The sequence below is a fragment of the Serratia sp. Z4 genome, assembly GCF_009900725.1.
Classification (GTDB): domain Bacteria; phylum Pseudomonadota; class Gammaproteobacteria; order Enterobacterales; family Enterobacteriaceae; genus Serratia; species Serratia nematodiphila.
This window is the reverse complement of sequence record NZ_JAAABD010000001.1, coordinates 234,035-252,332: the sequence shown is the minus strand read 5'-3', so window position 1 is coordinate 252,332 and position 18,298 is coordinate 234,035. Positions and strand designations below refer to the sequence as shown.

At 61.2% G+C, this 18,298-nt stretch carries 17 protein-coding genes; 6 read left to right on the top strand and 11 right to left on the bottom strand.

What is annotated here, in order from left to right:
• Nucleotides 1-22: 22 nt before the first annotated feature.
• Nucleotides 23-799: an SDR family oxidoreductase gene (locus GT753_RS01240; protein WP_004940195.1), complete on the top strand. Its 777-nt coding sequence runs from the start codon at nt 23-25 to the stop codon at nt 797-799.
• 77 nt (nt 800-876) lie between these two features.
• A complete protein-coding gene (locus tag GT753_RS01235) occupies nt 877-1,731 on the top strand; it encodes a co-chaperone YbbN (protein WP_004940198.1) in 855 nt (284 codons plus the stop codon).
• Nucleotides 1,732-1,856: 125 nt separating this feature from the next.
• On the opposite strand, the gene cfa is transcribed toward GT753_RS01235, so the two are convergent.
• From cfa to GT753_RS01210, 5 genes are all read right to left on the bottom strand, one after another.
• A complete protein-coding gene (gene cfa / locus GT753_RS01230; RefSeq protein WP_160125191.1) occupies nt 1,857-3,008 on the bottom strand; it encodes a cyclopropane fatty acyl phospholipid synthase in 1,152 nt (383 codons plus the stop codon).
• 194 nt (nt 3,009-3,202) lie between these two features.
• The gene (locus GT753_RS01225; protein WP_015376905.1) at nt 3,203-4,105 is read right to left on the bottom strand and encodes a carbamate kinase; all 903 of its coding nucleotides are present in this window, start codon (nt 4,103-4,105) and stop codon (nt 3,203-3,205) included.
• 21 nt (nt 4,106-4,126) lie between these two features.
• Entirely contained in the window at nt 4,127-4,996 is an 870-nt protein-coding gene (locus tag GT753_RS01220) for a DUF2877 domain-containing protein (RefSeq protein ID WP_015376904.1), read from the bottom strand.
• Nucleotides 4,997-5,012: 16 nt separating this feature from the next.
• A complete protein-coding gene (locus GT753_RS01215; RefSeq protein ID WP_015376903.1) occupies nt 5,013-6,278 on the bottom strand; it encodes a DUF1116 domain-containing protein in 1,266 nt (421 codons plus the stop codon).
• Between the two features lie 9 nt (nt 6,279-6,287).
• Nucleotides 6,288-7,955, bottom strand: coding sequence for an acyl-CoA synthetase FdrA (locus GT753_RS01210; protein ID WP_015376902.1), 1,668 nt, complete (start codon nt 7,953-7,955; stop codon nt 6,288-6,290).
• Between the two features lie 358 nt (nt 7,956-8,313).
• On the opposite strand from GT753_RS01210, the gene allD reads away from it, so the two are divergent.
• The 4 genes from allD to allE all read left to right on the top strand — a co-directional run bounded on the left by allD (nt 8,314) and on the right by allE (nt 12,882).
• Nucleotides 8,314-9,363 (top strand): ureidoglycolate dehydrogenase, encoded by a 1,050-nt coding sequence (gene allD, locus GT753_RS01205; RefSeq protein WP_015376901.1) that lies wholly within the window; start codon nt 8,314-8,316, stop codon nt 9,361-9,363.
• Between the two features lie 172 nt (nt 9,364-9,535).
• A complete protein-coding gene (allC, locus tag GT753_RS01200; protein WP_015376900.1) occupies nt 9,536-10,783 on the top strand; it encodes an allantoate deiminase in 1,248 nt (415 codons plus the stop codon).
• Nucleotides 10,780-12,039 (top strand): MFS transporter, encoded by a 1,260-nt coding sequence (locus GT753_RS01195; RefSeq protein ID WP_021504646.1) that lies wholly within the window; start codon nt 10,780-10,782, stop codon nt 12,037-12,039. The genes allC and GT753_RS01195 overlap by 4 nt, the downstream gene beginning before the upstream one ends.
• Nucleotides 12,040-12,096: 57 nt before the next feature.
• The gene (allE, locus tag GT753_RS01190) at nt 12,097-12,882 is read left to right on the top strand and encodes a (S)-ureidoglycine aminohydrolase (RefSeq protein WP_015376898.1); all 786 of its coding nucleotides are present in this window, start codon (nt 12,097-12,099) and stop codon (nt 12,880-12,882) included.
• A 53-nt stretch (nt 12,883-12,935) separates the two neighbouring features.
• Here the strand turns inward: allE and GT753_RS01185 are convergent, their stop codons facing one another.
• The 6 genes from GT753_RS01185 to GT753_RS01160 all read right to left on the bottom strand — a co-directional run bounded on the left by GT753_RS01185 (nt 12,936) and on the right by GT753_RS01160 (nt 18,211).
• Nucleotides 12,936-14,078 carry a glycerate kinase gene (locus GT753_RS01185; RefSeq protein ID WP_160125190.1) on the bottom strand — a complete coding sequence of 381 codons (1,143 nt, stop codon included), beginning with the start codon at nt 14,076-14,078 and terminating at the stop codon, nt 12,936-12,938.
• A gap of 128 nt (nt 14,079-14,206) precedes the next feature.
• Nucleotides 14,207-15,460 carry an MFS transporter gene (locus tag GT753_RS01180; protein ID WP_226882941.1) on the bottom strand — a complete coding sequence of 418 codons (1,254 nt, stop codon included), beginning with the start codon at nt 15,458-15,460 and terminating at the stop codon, nt 14,207-14,209.
• A 255-nt stretch (nt 15,461-15,715) separates the two neighbouring features.
• A complete protein-coding gene (glxR, locus tag GT753_RS01175) occupies nt 15,716-16,597 on the bottom strand; it encodes a 2-hydroxy-3-oxopropionate reductase (protein WP_015376895.1) in 882 nt (293 codons plus the stop codon).
• 10 nt (nt 16,598-16,607) lie between these two features.
• Nucleotides 16,608-17,255: a TIM barrel protein gene (locus GT753_RS01170; RefSeq protein ID WP_256365836.1), complete on the bottom strand. Its 648-nt coding sequence runs from the start codon at nt 17,253-17,255 to the stop codon at nt 16,608-16,610.
• A gap of 153 nt (nt 17,256-17,408) precedes the next feature.
• Complete coding sequence (locus GT753_RS01165) at nt 17,409-17,771, bottom strand: Mor transcription activator family protein (protein WP_041033460.1); 363 nt, start codon at nt 17,769-17,771, stop codon at nt 17,409-17,411.
• A 14-nt stretch (nt 17,772-17,785) separates the two neighbouring features.
• Nucleotides 17,786-18,211 carry a gp16 family protein gene (locus tag GT753_RS01160; protein ID WP_052475384.1) on the bottom strand — a complete coding sequence of 142 codons (426 nt, stop codon included), beginning with the start codon at nt 18,209-18,211 and terminating at the stop codon, nt 17,786-17,788.
• Nucleotides 18,212-18,298 lie beyond the last annotated feature (87 nt).

The window sequence follows — 18,298 nt, the reverse complement described above, 5'->3', positions numbered from 1 at the left end:
GGGTCGTACACTAGGTAAAGTTATGCAAAAAGCGGTATTAATAACCGGCTGTTCGAGCGGGATTGGATTGATTGCGGCGCAGGATCTGCGCAACCGCGGCTACCGGGTGCTGGCCGCCTGCCGTAAGCCGCAGGACGTGGAAAACATGCGCCAGCTCGGGCTGGAAGGCATCGAGCTGGATCTGGACGACAGCGCCAGCGTCGAGCGCGCCGCCGCCGAGGTGATCGCGCTGACCGACGGCCGCCTGTACGGCCTGTTCAATAACGGGGGGTTCGGCGTTTACGGCCCGCTCAGCCGCATTTCGCGCAGCCAACTGGAGCGGCAGTTCGCCACCAACCTGTTCGGCACCCACCAGCTAACCCAGCTGCTGTTGCCGGCGATGTTGCCGCACGGCGAAGGGCGTATTATTCAGACCAGCTCGGTGATGGGCCTGGTCTCCAGCGCCGGGCGCGGCGCTTACGCCGCCAGCAAGTTCGCGCTGGAAGCCTGGTCGGACGCGCTGCGCATGGAGCTGCACGGCAGCGGCATTCAGGTCAGCCTGATCGAACCGGGGCCGATCTCCACCCACTTTAGCCAGAACGTCAACCAGGCGCAGAGCGATAAGCCGGTGCACAACCCCGGCATCGCCAAGCGCCTGACGCTGCCGCCGGAGGCCATTCTGCCCAAACTGCGCCACGCGCTGGAAAGCCCGCGCGCCAAACTGCGCTACCCGGTCACCCTGCTGGCGCACGCGATGAGCGTGCTGCGCCGCATTTTGCCGGGCCGCTGTCTGGATTGGCTGCTGCGCAGCAACGCTTAATTCGCCCGACGGGGTTGAAGAATGGCGGCGCGCCCCCATTTACACCCCATGGCTCCGCACGATCAGAGAGAAAAAAGATGCTAGCTCAAGCTGTTGTTGATATTAACGAAACTAACCTGCACCAGACGCTGGAACAGTCGATGTCCATTCCGGTGCTGTTCTACTTCTGGTCCGAGCGCAGCCAACACTGCCTGCAGCTCACGCCGGTGCTGGACAAGCTGGCGGCGGAATACGCCGGTCAGTTCATTCTGGCCAAGGTGGACTGCGACGCCGAACAGATGATCGCCTCCCAATTCGGGCTGCGTTCCATTCCGACGGTCTACCTGTTTAAAGACGGCCAACCGGTCGACGGCTTCCAGGGCCCGCAGCCGGAAGAAGCGATCCGTGACCTGCTGCAGCGTTTCCTGCCGAAGGAAGAAGATCTGAAACTGGCGCAGGCGCAGGAACTGCTGGCCGCCGGCAACGCCGCCGAAGCGCTGCCGCTGCTGAAAGACGCCTGGCAGAGCAGCCAGCAGCGCAGCGACATCGGCCTGACGCTGGCCGAAACGCAGATCGCGCTCAGCCGCAGCGAAGACGCTGAAGCGGTGCTGGCGACTATCCCGCTGCAGGATCGCGATACGCGCTATCAGGGCCTGGTGGCGCAGATTGAACTGTTGAAGCAGGCGGCGGACACGCCGGAAATCCAACAGCTGCAACAGCAGGTGCAGCAAGAGCCGGACAACGTCGAGCTGGCGGTGCAGCTGGCGCTGCAACTGCATCAGGTCGGGCGTAACGAAGAAGCGCTGGAACTGCTGATGGGGCATCTGAAGAAAGATCTGGCCGCCGCCAACGGCAACGCGCGCAAGACCCTGATGGACATTCTGGCCGCACTCGGCACCGGCGACGCGCTGGCCGCTAAATATCGCCGCCAGCTATACTCCCTGCTGTACTGATATCCGTCATACCTGAAGCTGCATCCAGGCGGCAAACGTGAGAAGCCCTGGGAGCTTAGATAACTAAGTGACCAGGGGATCGAACGTGCAGCCAACAACGATGCGGCGGAAAAGACGCAGGGATATCAACGATAGACCCGCACCCCGCCCTCCACGCCCGCCGGGCTGAACAACACCTGCCACAGCTGAATGTTGCGCGAACGGAACGCGCCGGCGCAGGCGTTCAGGTAATAAGTGAACATGCGCTCGAAGCGCTCGGAATAACCGCCCGCCAATTCCGGCCACGCCCGTTTGAAATTCTCCAGCCAGGCCATCAGCGTGCGATCGTAATCGGCGCCGAAGTTGTGCCAATCCTCCATCACGAAACGCCCTTCGCTGGCCTCGGCGATATGCCGCACCGAAGGCAGGCAGCCGTTGGGGAAGATGTATTTGTCTATCCAGGCGTCGACGTTAAGGTCGGTTTGATTGGAACCGATGGTGTGCAGCAAAAACAGGCCGTCGGGCTTCAGGTTACGCGCCGCGACGCTGAAATAGGTCTCGTAGTTTTTCGGCCCGACGTGCTCGAACATGCCGACCGACACGATGCGATCGAACTGACGATCCAGATCGCGGTAATCCTGCAGCAAGATCTCGACGTCCAGCCCGGCGCAGCGTGCCTGCGCCAGCTTCTGCTGCTCGGCTGAAATGGTCACGCCGTGCACCGAGACGCCGTAGTTTTGCGCCGCAAACTGCGCCAACCCGCCCCAGCCGCAGCCGATATCCAGCAGCGTCATGCCCGGTTTCAGCTGCAGCTTCTCGCAGATCATCCTGAGCTTGGCCTGCTGCGCTTGCTCCAACGTTTGCGCTTCTTTCCAGTAGCCGCAGGAGTATTGCATGTAAGGATCGAGCATCGCCCGGAACAGGTCGTTGCCGATGTCGTAATGCCCTTTGCCCACCTGCCAGGCGCGCTTGCGCGATTGGCGGTTGAACAGCCGGGCATAGGCGATGCGCGCGATGTCGCTCAGGCTTTTCGGCAGCCGCTCATCGACGCCGGCCTGCAGAATGCGGGTAAACAGCATGTCCAGCCGTTCGCATTCCCACGAGCCGTCCATATAGCTCTCGCCGAAGCCGAGCGAGCCTTCCTGCAAAATGCGTTTGAACAGCGCCGGGTTATGCACCCGGATATCCCAGGCGCGCGGGCCGTTGATGGCGACGCCGGCTTCGGCCAGCATCTCCTCTACAATGCGATACCAGCGGTCTTTCTTCTGGGCGAGTTCATCAACACTGAGCGAATCCATAACAATCCTTGGCCGAAATGTCATTTCAAAAAGCATAGTCGCAAATAAAAATGACAAATTTTTGACGGTAAACACGGGGGTGTTTTTACTCTAGCCAAGGCGAGCAACATCATGAAATGAATAAAAATTATTGAAATCATGCCATTTAGGCATACTTATCCGCGCCAACGCGGGCGCGGATAAACCGAAGGCAGCTAAGGTAAAATAGAGGTGCCGGCCTGGCCCGCCAGCACCGCGTCGATATCCTGCAGGCCACCGATATGCGCCGTCCGCCCGGTGCGATCGACGAAGCGGCTGACCGCCATGATCTTCGGCCCCATGGCGCCGTCCGCCACCGCCATCGGCGCCAGCTCCTGCGTGGTGGCGCGACGAATGGCGCGCTGGCGCGGCGTGCCCCACTCCTGGTACACCGCGTCGGCGTCGGTGAGGATCACCAGATGATCGGCCCCCACCTGTTCCGCCAACAGCGCCGCCGCCAGATCTTTGTCGATCACCGCTTCGCTGCCCGTCAGCCCATGCTCGCCGGCGATCATCGGGATGCCGCCGCCGCCGTTGCAGATCACGATATGCCGCTGCGACAGCAGCAAGGTGATCGCCTCGATGTCGAGGATCTTTTGCGGCGCCGGCGAAGGCACCACCCGGCGGATATAGTTGCCGTCCGCCTTCAGCGTCCAGCCGAACTTGGCCTCCAGCGCCTGCCGCTGTTCCGGCGCATACACCGGCCCGATGAACTTGCTCGGCGCCTGATAATCCGCATCCTGCGCATCCACCAGCACCCGCGTCAGCAGCGTGGACACCGGCTGCTGCGGATGGCTGGCATTCAGCTGCTGCGCCAGCATATAGCCGATCATGCCCTGGCTTTCGGCCACCAGAATATCCAGCGGATAGGGCGGCACATCGCGGTACGCCAGATTTTGCAACGCCAGCAACCCCACCTGCGGGCCGTTGCCGTGCACGATGGCGATGCGGTATTTCTGCGCCAGCTTGCCGATGGCGTCGGCGATGAGGGCGATGCTCTTATACTGATTTTCCGCAGAGAGCACGGCTCCGCGTTGCAACAAGGCGTTGCCGCCCAACGCAATGACCAAGGTTTTCATGGTTTGCACCCGTAGTTGAAATCATACCGTCCCGGCCGGATCCGCGATCCGGCCCTCATGTTCACACCGCGCGCCGCACAGTGCGTTAATCGTCGTCACCCCCAGCCATACGCCCAGCAGCGTGTCCGCCCCCGAGAAATGCCCCAGGTTCAGCACCGCCGCCACCGCCGCCGATACACCGTTAGGTACCTGCAGCCCCTGCGCCAGCATATGCAGCGGCGTGGCGAACACGCCCCGCTCGGCGTAATGCAGGTAGTGCGCGCTCACCAGCGTGGTCAACGCTTCCAGCGGTGGCGTCTGGGCGAAAAACGGCGTCAGCCCGGCGACCTGGATGCGGCTGTCAAGGTGCGCGCTCAGCAACAGACCGAGCAAGGTGTCGTCGTTGCTCGGCGTCAGCCCCGGCCCTTTGCCCAGCGTATGGCGCCAGTCGACCGCGCCGCCCCGCAACCAACGGGAGAAATCCCGCGCCAGCCCGGCCGGCTCCGGCGTTAACGGCCGCTTCACCAGCCGACCGATTTCGCCGTGCAACCCGCACTGCGCCGTGCAGCGCTGCAATACCGCCGCCAGCGGCCGATCGGCAATGGCCGCCCGCTGCGCCAGCCCCAGATCCCGCGCCGTCGCGGCGGGCCGGACAAGAAGCGCATCCAGCAAAATGCCAGTGGTGGAGAAAGCGCAGTGCCGTACGGACGGCATCGCATGACGCACGCGGTCGAAATCCCGCGCGCCGAGCTGCCATCCCATCGGACTCAGGCCGCTGCCGGCGCGGTGTAGCGTCAGCAACCGCGCGTTTTCCGTCAGGAAATTGATCGCGTTGTTGAAGCTGCCGACGCAGCGCAGCGCGCCATAGTCCTGCGTCACATGGCGGCTGCCGGCCAGCGCGACAATGTCCATACGCCCCTCCGTTCACTTACGCCGTGATGCCGAGCTTATCGGCCAGCGCTTCGATCGCCTTCTCGAAACAACCGAGCGGCGCGCGCACCGTGCCGGCGCCGATCTGCCCGACCCCGGCTTCGCGGTGGGCGATGCCGGTGTTGATCAGCGGCGTGATGCCGGTTTCCACCACCCGCCGGGCATCCAGCCCCAGGCAGGCGCCCTGGAAGTCCCAGGTCGGGATCTGCAGCATCATGTTGCGCTCAAGATAGATCTCCGCCATTTCCTCGGAGATGTCGGTGGCGGCGCTCATGCCGCCGGAAGCCCCGACGAAACGCGTCACGCCCGGGGCCGCGACCATCGCCGCCCCACCAATGCCGAAGGTTTCGGTGATCGCGCTGTCGCCGATGTCCGGGTTGGCGTCCGCCTGGCTGAAGCCGGAGAAGAACAGCCCTTCCGGCGTATTGACCGGCGCGGTGAACCAACGATCGCCCATGCCGCTGATCTTGATGCCAAAGTTCTTGCCGTTGCGGGTCATTACCGTGACGATAGTGCCCTGCTCAATTTCTGCTCCCGCATCCATCGCCGCCTTGCAGTAAGCCATCGCCAGATTGAGGAAGAACTGATCGGTGATGCTGAGGAACTGCATCACCTGCGCCAGCTCCGCCTTATCGCGAGGCAGCAGGCTAATCTCCGGCGCCAATCTGCGCATCAATAGCGCTGAGGCTGCGATATTGCGCTGGTGGAATTCGTCCCCCATGCTGATCGCCTGCGCCATCAGCGCGGTCAGATCGATCCCCTCCTCCAGCGTCGCCAGCACCGCTTTCAGCACCGGAGCCAAAGAGTCGCGCATCCAGCGCAGACGCTGCTGCACATCCTCGCCATAGGCGCCGAAGCGCATCACCTTACCGATGCCTTCGTTCATGTTGCAGTAGGCGTAGTTGCCGTGGACGGTGTTCCTGACCACCACCATCGGCATGTGGGCCGAGGTGATGCCGCCCATCGGCCCCACCGCGCTCACGCTGTGGCATGGGATGAACTCGATTTCCCCTTGCTCCAGCAGCGCCAGCGCCTGCTGTTCATCCTGCGCCCAGCCTTCGAACAGGCAGGCGCCGATGCAGGCACCGCGCACCGGACCGCTCATCTCTTGCCAGGTGACCGGTGGCCCGGCGTGCAGCAGCTTGCGTCCTTCAGCCAGCTGCGGGATCAACCGATGCGCCAGATCCACATCCTGCCAGTGCGGGCGCGCCTCGCGGATACGGGCGATAACGGCGGCGTTTGCTTGCTCAATCGTTGCGTACATAGCGGTTCCTTACTTTAATTTTTTCAAGATGTTGGCTAATCGTTGATCGCCGCCGGCCACCGGCGCCCACTGGTAATGCACCACCGGGATGTCGCTGGTTTGCAGGTCATCGGCGAAGCTGCGCAGCCCGGCGTTGATCACCGCGACGCCGTCCAGCAAGGTCGGCCGTTCACGTTCAGGTGCGGGTAAGACGGGGGTAATCAGCTGATGCGCCAACGCGACCGCCGCCGGCAGCGACGGCATCACCGCGATGCCGGCCTCCTGCAGGGTGGCGATTTGCCGCGAGCGCTGCTGCGGATCCTGTTCGGTGCCGGTGACGGTAGCGATCGCCGCCAGCGGGTGGGCCGCGCCGCGCGCCGCGCGCACGTTGGCCACCTCGTCCGCCAGCGACGCCGCCGGATCGTCCTGGGCGCCAAAGCCGATCACCACGTCCAGCAGCAACACGCCGGTCTGCGGCTGCTGCGCCAGGCGGGCGATCTCTTGATTGCGGGCGGTCGGATCAATCATCGGGTGCGGGCGCCCCTGGGTATAAAAGTCATCGCCCATGTCGATGATGCGATGGCCGTCGGCCACCAGCATGGCGCCGCGCGGGTGTTCGCTATCCACCGGCAAGCGCAGTTTTTCCGCCAGCAACATCGCGCATTCGGCCGCCAGCGTGCCGCCGGCGTACAGTCCGGCGATTTTGCCGCCGGGCACCGCGGGCTGTTGCGCCGCCTGTTGCTGCACGCAGCCCAGCATCGCCGCCAGCCGCGCCGCTTCATCCAGCGTGGCGGCGAACGTGATGTTGCCATCCTGACGCACGGCGGACTGCGCGCCGAGGAACAGCGCCACCACCGGCTTGCCGAGCGCTTTCATTTCGTCGATCACCCGCTGACGCACCTCGGGCGCCGGCGGTTTGGACACGAACGCCAGCACCTGGCTCTGCGGATCCGCCGCCAGCATGCGTAGCGCGCTGATGGCGCTGATGCCGCCGATCTCCGCCGTCAGATCCCGCCCGCCCAGGCCGATAGCGTGCGAGATGCCCTGTCCCGCCAGGGTAATTTGCGAGATCAGCTCCTGAATGCCGGTACCGGAGGCGCCGACCACGCCGATGGATCCGGCGGGCGCCACGTTGGCGAACGCCAGCGGCGCGCCGGCGATGCAGGCAGTGCCGCAGTCCGGCCCCATCACGATCAGCCCACGCTCGCGCGCCTTGGTTTTCAGCGCCACTTCCTGCGCCGGGCTGACGTTGTCGGAGAACATCATCACGTTGCAGCCGTCTTCCAGCGCCCGATCCGCCAACTCCGCCGCGTATTCGCCGGCGATCGAGATCAGTGCCAGATTGGCGGCCGGCAGCTTCTGCCGGGCGGTGCGCCAGCTGCGCGCCCGCAGCAGTTTTTTACCGCCCTGGCCGCCCTGCGCAATCGCCTTGAGCGCCGCCTCCAGCGCCGCGCCGATCTCCTCGGCGATCGACTCGTCGGCGGACTCCGCTTTGATCGCCACGCAAATATCGTTCGGCGTCGCTTGGCTAAACTGCGGATGCCAGAAACCGGTCACCTCCAATAAGGATTTATTGGCCGGCGTCCCCATCATGACGGATATTTCCTCAACCTTGGGAGACTCACTGAGTTTGCGGGAGATCAACATCAGGCTGACGGAATCCTGAAAGCTCCCCTTTTTAATAAAAGCATGGATCATGGTGATATCCTTACGACAGCATTTAATAATATCGGCAATATTTCCCGCACCGGCGGCGCGGCGATGCATTGAATCCAGCGAAAAGGTTAATTATCAAGCTACAAATTAAAATCACGCCCAGAGGTGAGTGCGGTCACACTTTATTCATTGTTAGAAAAAATAACTTAATCGTCTGAATATTAGTTAATCCAGACGCGAGAAAATCATTTATAAAAAACTTCTAACAATGACGATTTAATTCAACGAATTTTTAATTCAATAGAGTAAAACGCATCTGGATCACATTATTCCCCCCCGGTATTTATACATTACAACGCAGAGGCGAATTAAATAAACCGTAGTGATAAAAGGACTGTATATGAAGGTCTCTAAACAACAATTGCATCAGCTTATCCAGCAAAAAATTCACGCCGCCGGCCTGAGCCAGGAGCACGCCGGCATCGTCGCCGACGTGCTGGTTCATGCCGATGCGCGCGGCATCCACTCCCACGGCGCGGTCAGGGTCGAATACTATTCCGAACGCATCAGCAAGGGCGGCACCAACAATCATCCCCATTTCACCTTTGAAAAAACCGGCCCCTGCAGCGCCATTTTCGACGGCGACAACGGCGCCGGGCACGTGGCGGCCAAGCTGAGCATGGATCGCGCCATCGAGATGGCGAAAGAGAACGGCGTTGCGGTGGTGGGTGTTCGCCGCATCGGCCACAGCGGCGCGCTGTCGTACTTCGTGCAGCAGGCGGCGCGCGCCGGCATGGTCGGCATCTCGCTGTGCCAATCCGATCCGATGGTGGTGCCGTACGGCGGCGCCGAGGTCTACTACGGCACCAACCCTATCGCCTTCTCCGCACCAGGCGAAGGCGACGAGCTGATCACCTTCGATATGGCCACCACCGTGCAAGCCTGGGGGAAAGTGCTGGACGCCCGCTCGCGCAACGCCGCCATTCCCGACACCTGGGCGGTGGACGCCGAGGGCAAGCACACCACCGATCCGTTCGCCGTCAGCGGGCTGCTGCCGATCGCCGGGCCGAAAGGCTACGGCCTGATGATGATGGTCGACGTGCTGTCGGGCATTTTGCTCGGCCTGCCGTTCGGCAAACACGTCAGCTCGATGTATCACGATCTCAGCGCCGGCCGGGAATTGGGCCAATTGCATATCGTCCTGAACCCAGGTTATTTCACCAACGAATCGGCGTTCCGTAAAAATATCAGCCAGGTCATGAAAGAGTTGAACGCCGTTAAACCGGCGCCGGGCGTCAGTAAAGTGCTTTACCCGGGACAGAACAGCCATGCGCGTGAAATGGAAAGCGAGAAAAACGGTATCGAAATCGTCGACGATATTTATCAATACTTAATTTCAAATGCTATTTACCAGCGTTCTTACGACCACAAAGACCCTTTCGCCAGTTAACGCAATCTTATTATCGTGGGCTTTTTACGCCGCGGCTCGCGGTTGATATTTCAGAGCCGGGGAGAAAAAAGAAAACCTTCATCAGCGCGCTCAGCGCAATAGGTCGGCCGGCGGCGAATATCATTCGCCCTGGCCGCATCGCCGCTGAGACATAACATGCGGGCAGGTAAACATGAAAGACTTCCAACAAGAAATCCGTGATATTTCCGGCTGGTTATCGAAAATCGGCGCCGACCCCAGCGGCGGCATGACGCGTCTGCTTTATACCCCGGAATGGATCGAGGCGCAGCACGCGTTGAAAAACGCCTTCGACGCCGCCGGGCTGAGCACCCATTTTGATGCGGTCGGCAACCTGTTCGGCCGGCTGGAGGGCAGCAAATACCCCGACCAGGTAATTCTCTCCGGTTCGCACATCGACACGGTGGTCAACGGCGGCAACCTCGACGGCCAGTTCGGCATTGAAGCCGCCTTTATGGCGATCAAATACCTCAAGGATACCTACGGCCCGCCGCTGCGCAGTCTGGAAGTCATCGCGCTGGCGGAAGAAGAAGGCAGCCGCTTCCCCTATGTGTTCTGGGGCAGCAAGAACATCGTCGGCCTGGCCCGGCGGGAAGATGTGCAGCACATTACGGACGCCAAGGGCGTCGGCTTCGTCAACGCCATGCGCGACGCCGGTTTCGATTTCCCGCCGCCGCATCAGCCGCTGCGCAGTGATATCACGGCCTTCGTCGAGATCCATATCGAGCAGGGCAAAGTGCTGGAAACCGAAGGCAAAACCATCGGCGTGGTGACCAGCATCGTCGGCCAACGGCGCTATGACGTGCGTCTGCAGGGCGAAGCCAACCACGCCGGCACCACCCCGATGAGCTACCGCCGGGATACCGTGCACGCCTTCAGCCGCATCTGCTGCGAATCGATCGCCAAGGCGCGCGCCGAGGGCGATCCGCTGGTGCTGACCTTCGGCAAGGTGGAGCCGAAGCCGAACACCGTCAACGTGGTGCCGGGCTTCACCCACTTCACCCTCGACTGCCGCCATACCGATCAGGCCGCGCTGCTGCGCTTCACGCAGGAGATCGAGCAGGATATCCAGCGCATCTGCGCCGAGATGGGCATCGAGGCCGAGATCGATCTGTGGATGGACGAAGCGCCGATCCCGATGAACGAACAGCTGGTGGCCTGCGTCAGCCGCCTGTGTGAAACGCAGCGGCTGAATTACCGCATGATGCACAGTGGCGCCGGGCACGACTCGCAAATTTTCGCCCCGCGCGTGCCGACGGTGATGATGTTCGTGCCGAGCATCGCCGGCATCAGCCATAACCCGGCGGAAAAAACCGCCGTCGCCGATCTGAACGAAGGGGTGAAAATCCTGGCGCAGACGCTGTATCAGCTGGCCTACACCGAACAGGGGGCCGAGGCATGAGCAACGACATCGACCCGCGCTACTGGAAAAAGATCGTCGTCGTGCTCTGCCTGGGCTGGGCGGTGATCTGGATCTACCGCACCGTTCTGACGCCGATCTTTCCCGAGATCCAACAGACCATCGGCGCGCACTCCAATGCGGAAATGGGGCTGATCGCCAGCTTCTACTTCTTCGCCTATACCGGCATGCAGATCCCGGCGGGCATCCTGGTGGACAAATTCGGCAAGAAGGTGGTGTTGATCCCGGGCTTCTGTCTGTTCATCATCGCCACCTTGCTGATCGGCAACGCCACCAGCCTGACCATGGTCTATGCCGGCAGCCTGCTGGCGGGCATGGGCTGCGGCTCTTATTACGGCTCGGCCTACTCCCTGTCGTCGGAGAATATCCCCCTGGAGCGCCGTGGCCTGGCGACCGCGGTGATCAACAGCGGCTCGGCGCTCGGCATGGCCATCGGCCTGATCGCCTCCAGCCTGCTGGTGAAAAGCTTCAACATGAACTGGCAGATCATGCTGTTCATCATCACCGGCCTGCTGGTGGTGATGACGCTGGTATTCGCCGTGGTCATCAAAGGTTCGCAGCCTCAAGCGCCGGCAGCCGTCAGCCAGACCGTTGCGCCGGCGGCGCTCGCGCCCGAAGAAGACGGTCAGGCCAGCGGCCTGTTCAGCCTGCGCATGATCTCCGCCTACGCGATGTACTTCGCCACCTGCTACGGCTACTACATGATAGTCACCTGGCTGCCCTCGTTCCTGCAGCAAGAGCGCGGCTTTGAAGGGGTAGCCATCGGCTTCTCCTCCGCCCTGGTGGCCTTCGCGTCGGTGCCGGGCGCGCTGTTCTTCAGCCGCATGTCCGACCGTTTCCGCAACAAGAAGGTGCAGCTGATCATCTTCCTCGAGCTGTGCGCGGCGGTAATGCTGGTCTGCACCGTCATTTCGCCGGACTCCACCATGCTGCTGATCAGCCTGATCCTGTACGGGCTGTTGGGTAAGCTGGCGGTCGATCCGATCATGATCTCCTTCGTCGCCGACAACGCGCCGAAGAAAGGCTATGGCACCAGCTTCGGCGTGTTCAACTTCTTCGGCATGTCCTCGTCGGTGATCGCCCCCTTCCTCACCGGCGTGATCTCCGACAGCACCGGCTCCAAGGTGATGGGCTTTTACATCTCCGCCGCCATCCTGCTGGTGGGCACCGCCATTTTCTTCACCGTCAATGTCTTGATGAAACGCACTACGCCAACCCGAACGGCCACCGAGGCCTGACGGCGCTTTTTTACCGGGCGCCGCCGCGGCGCCCTTTCAACGATCAGGAGAATCAACGTGGGTTACTTCAACAATCAAACCGGTTATCCAACCGACATTCTGTCAACGCGCGCCATCATCAAACGCGGCAACTATGCGCTGATCCCGCCGAACGGCCTGGTGCGCAACGTCATTCCCGGTTTTGAAAACTGCGACGTCACCATCTTGTCGACGCCGAAACTGGGCGCCACCTTCGTCGATTATCTGGTGACGCTGCACGACTGCGGCCGCAACACCAAAGGCTTTGGCGGCGAAGAGATCGAAACCTTCGTGTACGTCATCGACGGCGCCATCACCGCTTCCGCCGACGCCACCGATTACCCGCTGAGCGCCGGCGGCTACCTTTACTGCCCGGCGGGCGTCACGATGCGGCTGGAAAACGCCAACGGCGGCCAATCCAGCCGCCTGTTCCTCTACAAGCGCCGCTACCAGCGCATCAAGGGCTACGAGGCGCACGTGGTCAGCAACAACGTCGCCAACCTGGAGCAGATCCACTACGAGGGCATGAGCGAGGTGATCCTGCAGGATCTGCTGCCGAAAGATCTGGGCTTCGACATGAATATGCACATCCTCTCCTTCGCCCCCGGCGCCAGCCACGGCTACATCGAGACCCACGTGCAGGAGCATGGTGCCTATATTCTCAGCGGCGCCGGCGTGTACAACCTGGACAATGAATGGATGCCGGTGAAGCAAGGCGACTACATCTTCATGGGCGCCTATGTGCAGCAGGCGGGCTATGCGGTGGGCCAGGAAACCTTCAGCTACATCTACTCCAAGGATTGCAACCGCGACGTCGAGCCGTAAGCGCTTCGCCGCCAAAACCCAGGCCACCTGCCCGCGCAGCGTGGCCTTCTTTTTTATCCCAATCGCTGGCCGACGCGCATCGCGCGGGCGACGTTGGCGGCGCTGTGCTGCAGGTTAAGCTCGCCTTGCGACAGCGCAACCTCCAGCGTACTCAGACGCGGCAAAATGCTGAACATCGCGTCGATCCCCTGCGCGTGCAGCGCCTCCGCCCCTTCCTCCACCACGCCGGCCAATGCGATGACCGGCAGGCCGCGCGCCCGCGCCAGACGGGCGACGCCGGACAGCGCCTTGCCGCCCAGCGTTTGGCTGTCGATGCGCCCTTCGCCGGTGACCAGCAGATCGGCCTCCGCCAACGCCTGCTCCAGGCCCAGCGCCGCCATCACGATCTCGATACCCGGCTTCAGCGTTGCGCCGAGAAATACCTGGCAGGCGATCCCCATTCCGCCCGCCGCCCCGCCGCCGGCGACCTGCCGCACGTCGCGTCCGGTGCTCTGACGGATCACCTCGGCGTACTGCGCCAGGCCCTGCTCCAACTGCGCCACCATCGCCGCCGTCGCGCCCTTCTGCGGGCCGAACACCGTCGCCGCGCCGCGCGGCCCCACCAGCGGGTTGTCTACGTCACAGGCGACCTCAATCCGACACTGCCGCAGGCGCACGTCCAGCCTGCTGAGATCGATACCGTTCAGCGTCGCCAACTCGCCGCCGCCCCACGGCAGCGCCCTGCCGTCCGGACGATAAAAACGGCCGCCCAACGCCTGCACCATGCCGACGCCGCCATCCACCGTGGCGCTGCCGCCGATGCCGAGGATCAGGTGGCGAATGCCCTGATCCAGCGCATGCAGGATCAGTTCGCCGGTGCCGTAGCTGGTGGCCAGCAGCGGGTTACGGCGTTCCGCCGGCGTCAGCATCAATCCGCTGGCCGCCGCCATCTCGATCACCGCCGTCTTGCCGTCGCCGCTGACGCCGTAAAACGCCGCCACCCGTTCCCCCAGCGGGCCCGTGGCGGTCACACTCACCTTGCGCCCGCCGGTGGCGGCCACCAGCGCGTCCACCGTGCCTTCGCCGCCGTCGGCGATCGGCAGGCAAACGCACTCGGCATCGGGATAAACCTCGTGAAAGCCGCGCGCGATCGCCCGCGCCGCCAATTCCGCGCTGACGCTTTCTTTAAATGAATCCGGTGCAATAACAATTTTCATGACGCATCCTTTATTCGAACGGAAATAAAAACGGCCATGCCTTCCCCCGCTGAATTAATCAGATGAAGAACGCATGGCGGAATAAAATAAAACTGTTGCCGACTATTTAATTGAGATGAAGAAAAGTGTTATTTATTGACCCATTTCGCCGGCACGCTGTAGGTCAATAATGCGCCCACGATCATCATCGCCGACAAAACGCACATCGCCGCCAAGTTACTGTGGGTCAGCTGTTTGAAATAGCCGATAATGTAAGGTGAAATAAATCCGCCGATATTGGCGATGGAATTGATGAGCGCAATGCCCGCTGCGGCGCAGGTGCCGGTAAAGATGGCATTCGGCAGGCTCCAGAACAGCGGCGACGGCACCAGGCTCGACGCCACCGCCACGCACAGCGCCGCCATCACCACGTGCTTGTTGTCCGGGAACAGGCCGATAAAGATCAGCGACACCGCCGCGATGCAGAACGGCACGATAATGTGCCAGCGCCGCTCGCGATGCTTGTCCGAACTGCGCGCGGCCACCAGCATCGCCACCACCGCCAGCATATACGGCAGCATGGTCAGCAGCCCGATATCCATCACCGAGGTCACGCCGGTGTCGCGAATGATGGTGGGCACCCAAAACGCCAACCCGCCTTGCCCCATCACGGTACAGAAGCAAATCAGCCACATTTTGGTGAACGCGGACGACCTCAGCATGCTTTTCATCGTCCACTCCTGCCCGCCGGCGGCGCCCTGACGCGGCGCGCTCTGCGCCATATCCTCTTTGATCAGCGCCTTCTCCTGCGGGCTGAGCCACTTGGCGCTCTGATAGGTATTATCCAGGAAGCAAAAAATGACGATGGCGATCAACAGCGCGCGCGGGCCGCTGATAAAGAACAGCCATTGCCAGCCGGAGAGGTTCATCAGGCCGTTCATGTGTTCGATGATCCAGCCGCACAGCGGGCCGCCGATGATGTTGCTGACCGGGATGCCGCACACGAACAGCGCCGTCATCTTGGCGCGCTGGCTGGAGGGGAACCACAGCGTCAGGTAGAGGATCACGCCGGGGTAAAAGCCGGCTTCCGCCAGCCCCAGCAGAAAACGCGCCAGGTAGAATTGCCAGGGGTTGGTGATGAAGATGCTCAGCATCGAAATCGCCCCCCACACCACCATCAGCAGCGCGATGATCTTTCTGGCGCCGTAGCGGCTCAGCAGAATATTGCTGGGCACCCCGGCGATGATATAGCCGATGAAAAATACCCCGGCCCCCAGCCCGTAAACGGCTTCGGCCATCGAGACATTGCCGTTCAGAATATCGGGCATCATTTGGAATTTCGAAAACGAAATCCCCACCCGATCGAGATAACCGACGATATAGCTCACTAATAGAATGGGCATAATGCGCCAGGCGATTTTTCGATATAAACGATTTTTGTCAGGGGCGGTAAGAATATCTTTGTCAATAACAGCATTATCGGTTGCCATATTCAGTGTCTCCTTGGGTTGGCATCCTGCTTTTTACTTTTTATTGTGCTGAATCATTTTTTATTGGATTGGCGGTGACCCTCTTTATTTATCATAAAGAGGGCGTTATTAATGTCGAACATCTCTGATTCTAATGATAAGCCGGCGAATGAAACGCCGGCGGGCGCCTTAGCCGGCTACCCGGTGGTTGCCCATGATTTCCAGCGCCCGCACCAGCGCGGAGTGATCCAGTTCGCCGTCGCCATTGGCGGCGCAGACGTTGAACAACTCCTGGCAGGTGGCGGTATTCGGCAGGCTGAGCGCCAGCGCCTTCGCGCCCTGCAGCGCCAGATTGAGATCCTTCTGGTGCAGCGAGATGCGGAACCCCGGCGCGAACGCCCGCTTGATCATCCGCTCGCCGTGCACCTCGAGGATGCGCGACGAGGCGAAGCCGCCCATCAGGGCTTCACGCACCCGGGCCGGATCGGCGCCGGCGCGCGAGGCGAACACCAACGCTTCACTGACCGCTTCGATGGTCAACGCCACGATGATCTGATTGGCGACCTTGCAGGTTTGCCCGTCGCCGTTGCCGCCGATCAACGTGATGTTCTTGCCCATCAGCGCCAGCAGCGGTTGCACCCGTTCGAAGGTCGCTTGCTCGCCGCCCACCATGATGGTCAGCGTGCCCTGTTTGGCGCCCACTTCGCCGCCGGAAACCGGCGCGTCCAGGTACTGGGCGCCCAGCTGGTTGATGCGCTGCGCAAACGCTTTGGTCTCCAGCGGTGAAATGGAGCTCATGTCCACCACTACTTTGCCGTTCAGCTTGCCGGCGGCGCAGCCGCGTTCACCAAACAGCACCTCCTCCACCTGCGGCGTATCCGGCACCATGATGAAGATCACGTCCGCCTCATCCGCCACCTGCTGCGGATCGCGGCAGGCGATGGCCCCCTGTTGCAGTAACGTTGCCGGCACCTCATGTCGGGTGTGGGCGTAAAGCGTGTGCCCGCCCGCCAGCAGCTTTTCCGCCATCGGCGCGCCCATGATGCCCAGACCGATAAATCCCACTTTCATTTTCATCTCCTCAAGACAGGTATTTTTTAATCCATGACAGGCCGCTTTCCGTGGTGGTGAGCGGTTTGTATTCACAGCCGATCCAGCCGCGATACCCCATGCGATCCAGCTGCGCGAAGATAAACTCGCAGTTGATTTCGCCGGTGCCGGGCTCGTGCCGCCCCGGGTTATCGGCGACCTGGATGTGGTCGATCCTCACCAGCAGGCGCTCGAGGGTCTGCGTCAGCTCTCCTTCCATGCGCTGCATGTGGTAGAGGTCGTACTGCAGATACAGGTTGGGGCTGCCGATCGCCTCGATCAGTTCGATCGCCTGCCGGGAGGTTTGCAGGTAGAACTGCGGCATGTCGTAGCGGTTGATCGGTTCGATCAGCAGGCGAATATTTTGCCGCGCCAGGGTGTCGGCGGCGTAGCTCAGGTTCTCCTTCACCCGTTCGTCGGTGGTGCGGCGGCTGACGGCTGGATCCGGATTACCGATCAGGCAGTTGATGCGATCGCAGCCCAGGGCCTGCGCATACTCGATCGCGCGCCCGACGCCGTCGCGGAACTCCGCTTCGCGCCCCGGCAAGCAGGCGATGCCCCGTTCGCCGGCCGCCCAGTCGCCGGCCGGCAGGTTGAACAGCACCTGGCTCAGACGGTGCGCCTCCAGTTCGCTGCGCAGCTGATTAGAAGTGAGATAAATGGAACTGAGTCTGCGAGATAATTAGGGGATATAGTGATTCTTTAGAGGATATAGTGGGACAAGGTCTGTAAATCATTTCCAGTATGTGAAAGATAAAACAGGGCAGAAAACTTCAGTCCTCTGCCCCAAATTTTACTCCCCGCCACCGAACAAATCCAGCATCGGCTGCTTGTGCTTCATCACTCGTTTATGTACTCGGTGAATCAGCTTGCGCAGCCCTCGCTCGGTAATGCCATATCGGGAACTCAGGTCGGCCCAGTTATTGCCTTTGAACTCGTTGTAAATCTGCAGATCACGAACGGCCAGCTTATAAACGTAATCACGAGGAAACGTGAAATTCTGCCCACCGAAATGCTCTGCCAGGAAATTTGCCACCGCCAGCCCCAGATGCTCGGCCTGCTCAGTTGAACACCCATAGTCAGATGCTGTCTCGGCGACATGGTCAGCAACCTCAGATAACAGCTTATGGCGCTTTTCTTCCATTGGCGTAATCATGATCTGCCCCCCCGTTATTGCAATGCGGCTTGAGCCTTCAGCTCGCGTTTCTGCCACTTCTTCAACGTCTCGATAACGCGACTGGCCTGATCCGTTCCCAGCCACTCCAGCCGACCTACACCTGTTATACGGTGAGCATACGCATTGATCGCACGCTCCGAACTATCACGGACAAACCCCGCTTCAAACATCTCCAGCCACAATGACCGGATTTTTTTCGATTGCTCGTCTGTCGCCGTAATCTTTCCAGGTCTTTTAAATACCGGCCTGAACCCCAGACCATAAAACGCGTCCATCACAGATTCTAATTGCTTGATGGTCATTTCTTTCGTTGAGCTTAAACCCGTATAGCTATCGAGCAGTTGGCGGTAGGTATCGTCATCCAGGCGACGGTCACGTTTGGCGACATGAATTAATTTTACCAGGTTAATACGGTTCATCACATTACCCCCGCGTGTGTTTTATTAGCGACACCACCCATTCAATTAATAAATAACTGCCCCAAATACTCACTGACCAGAATACAG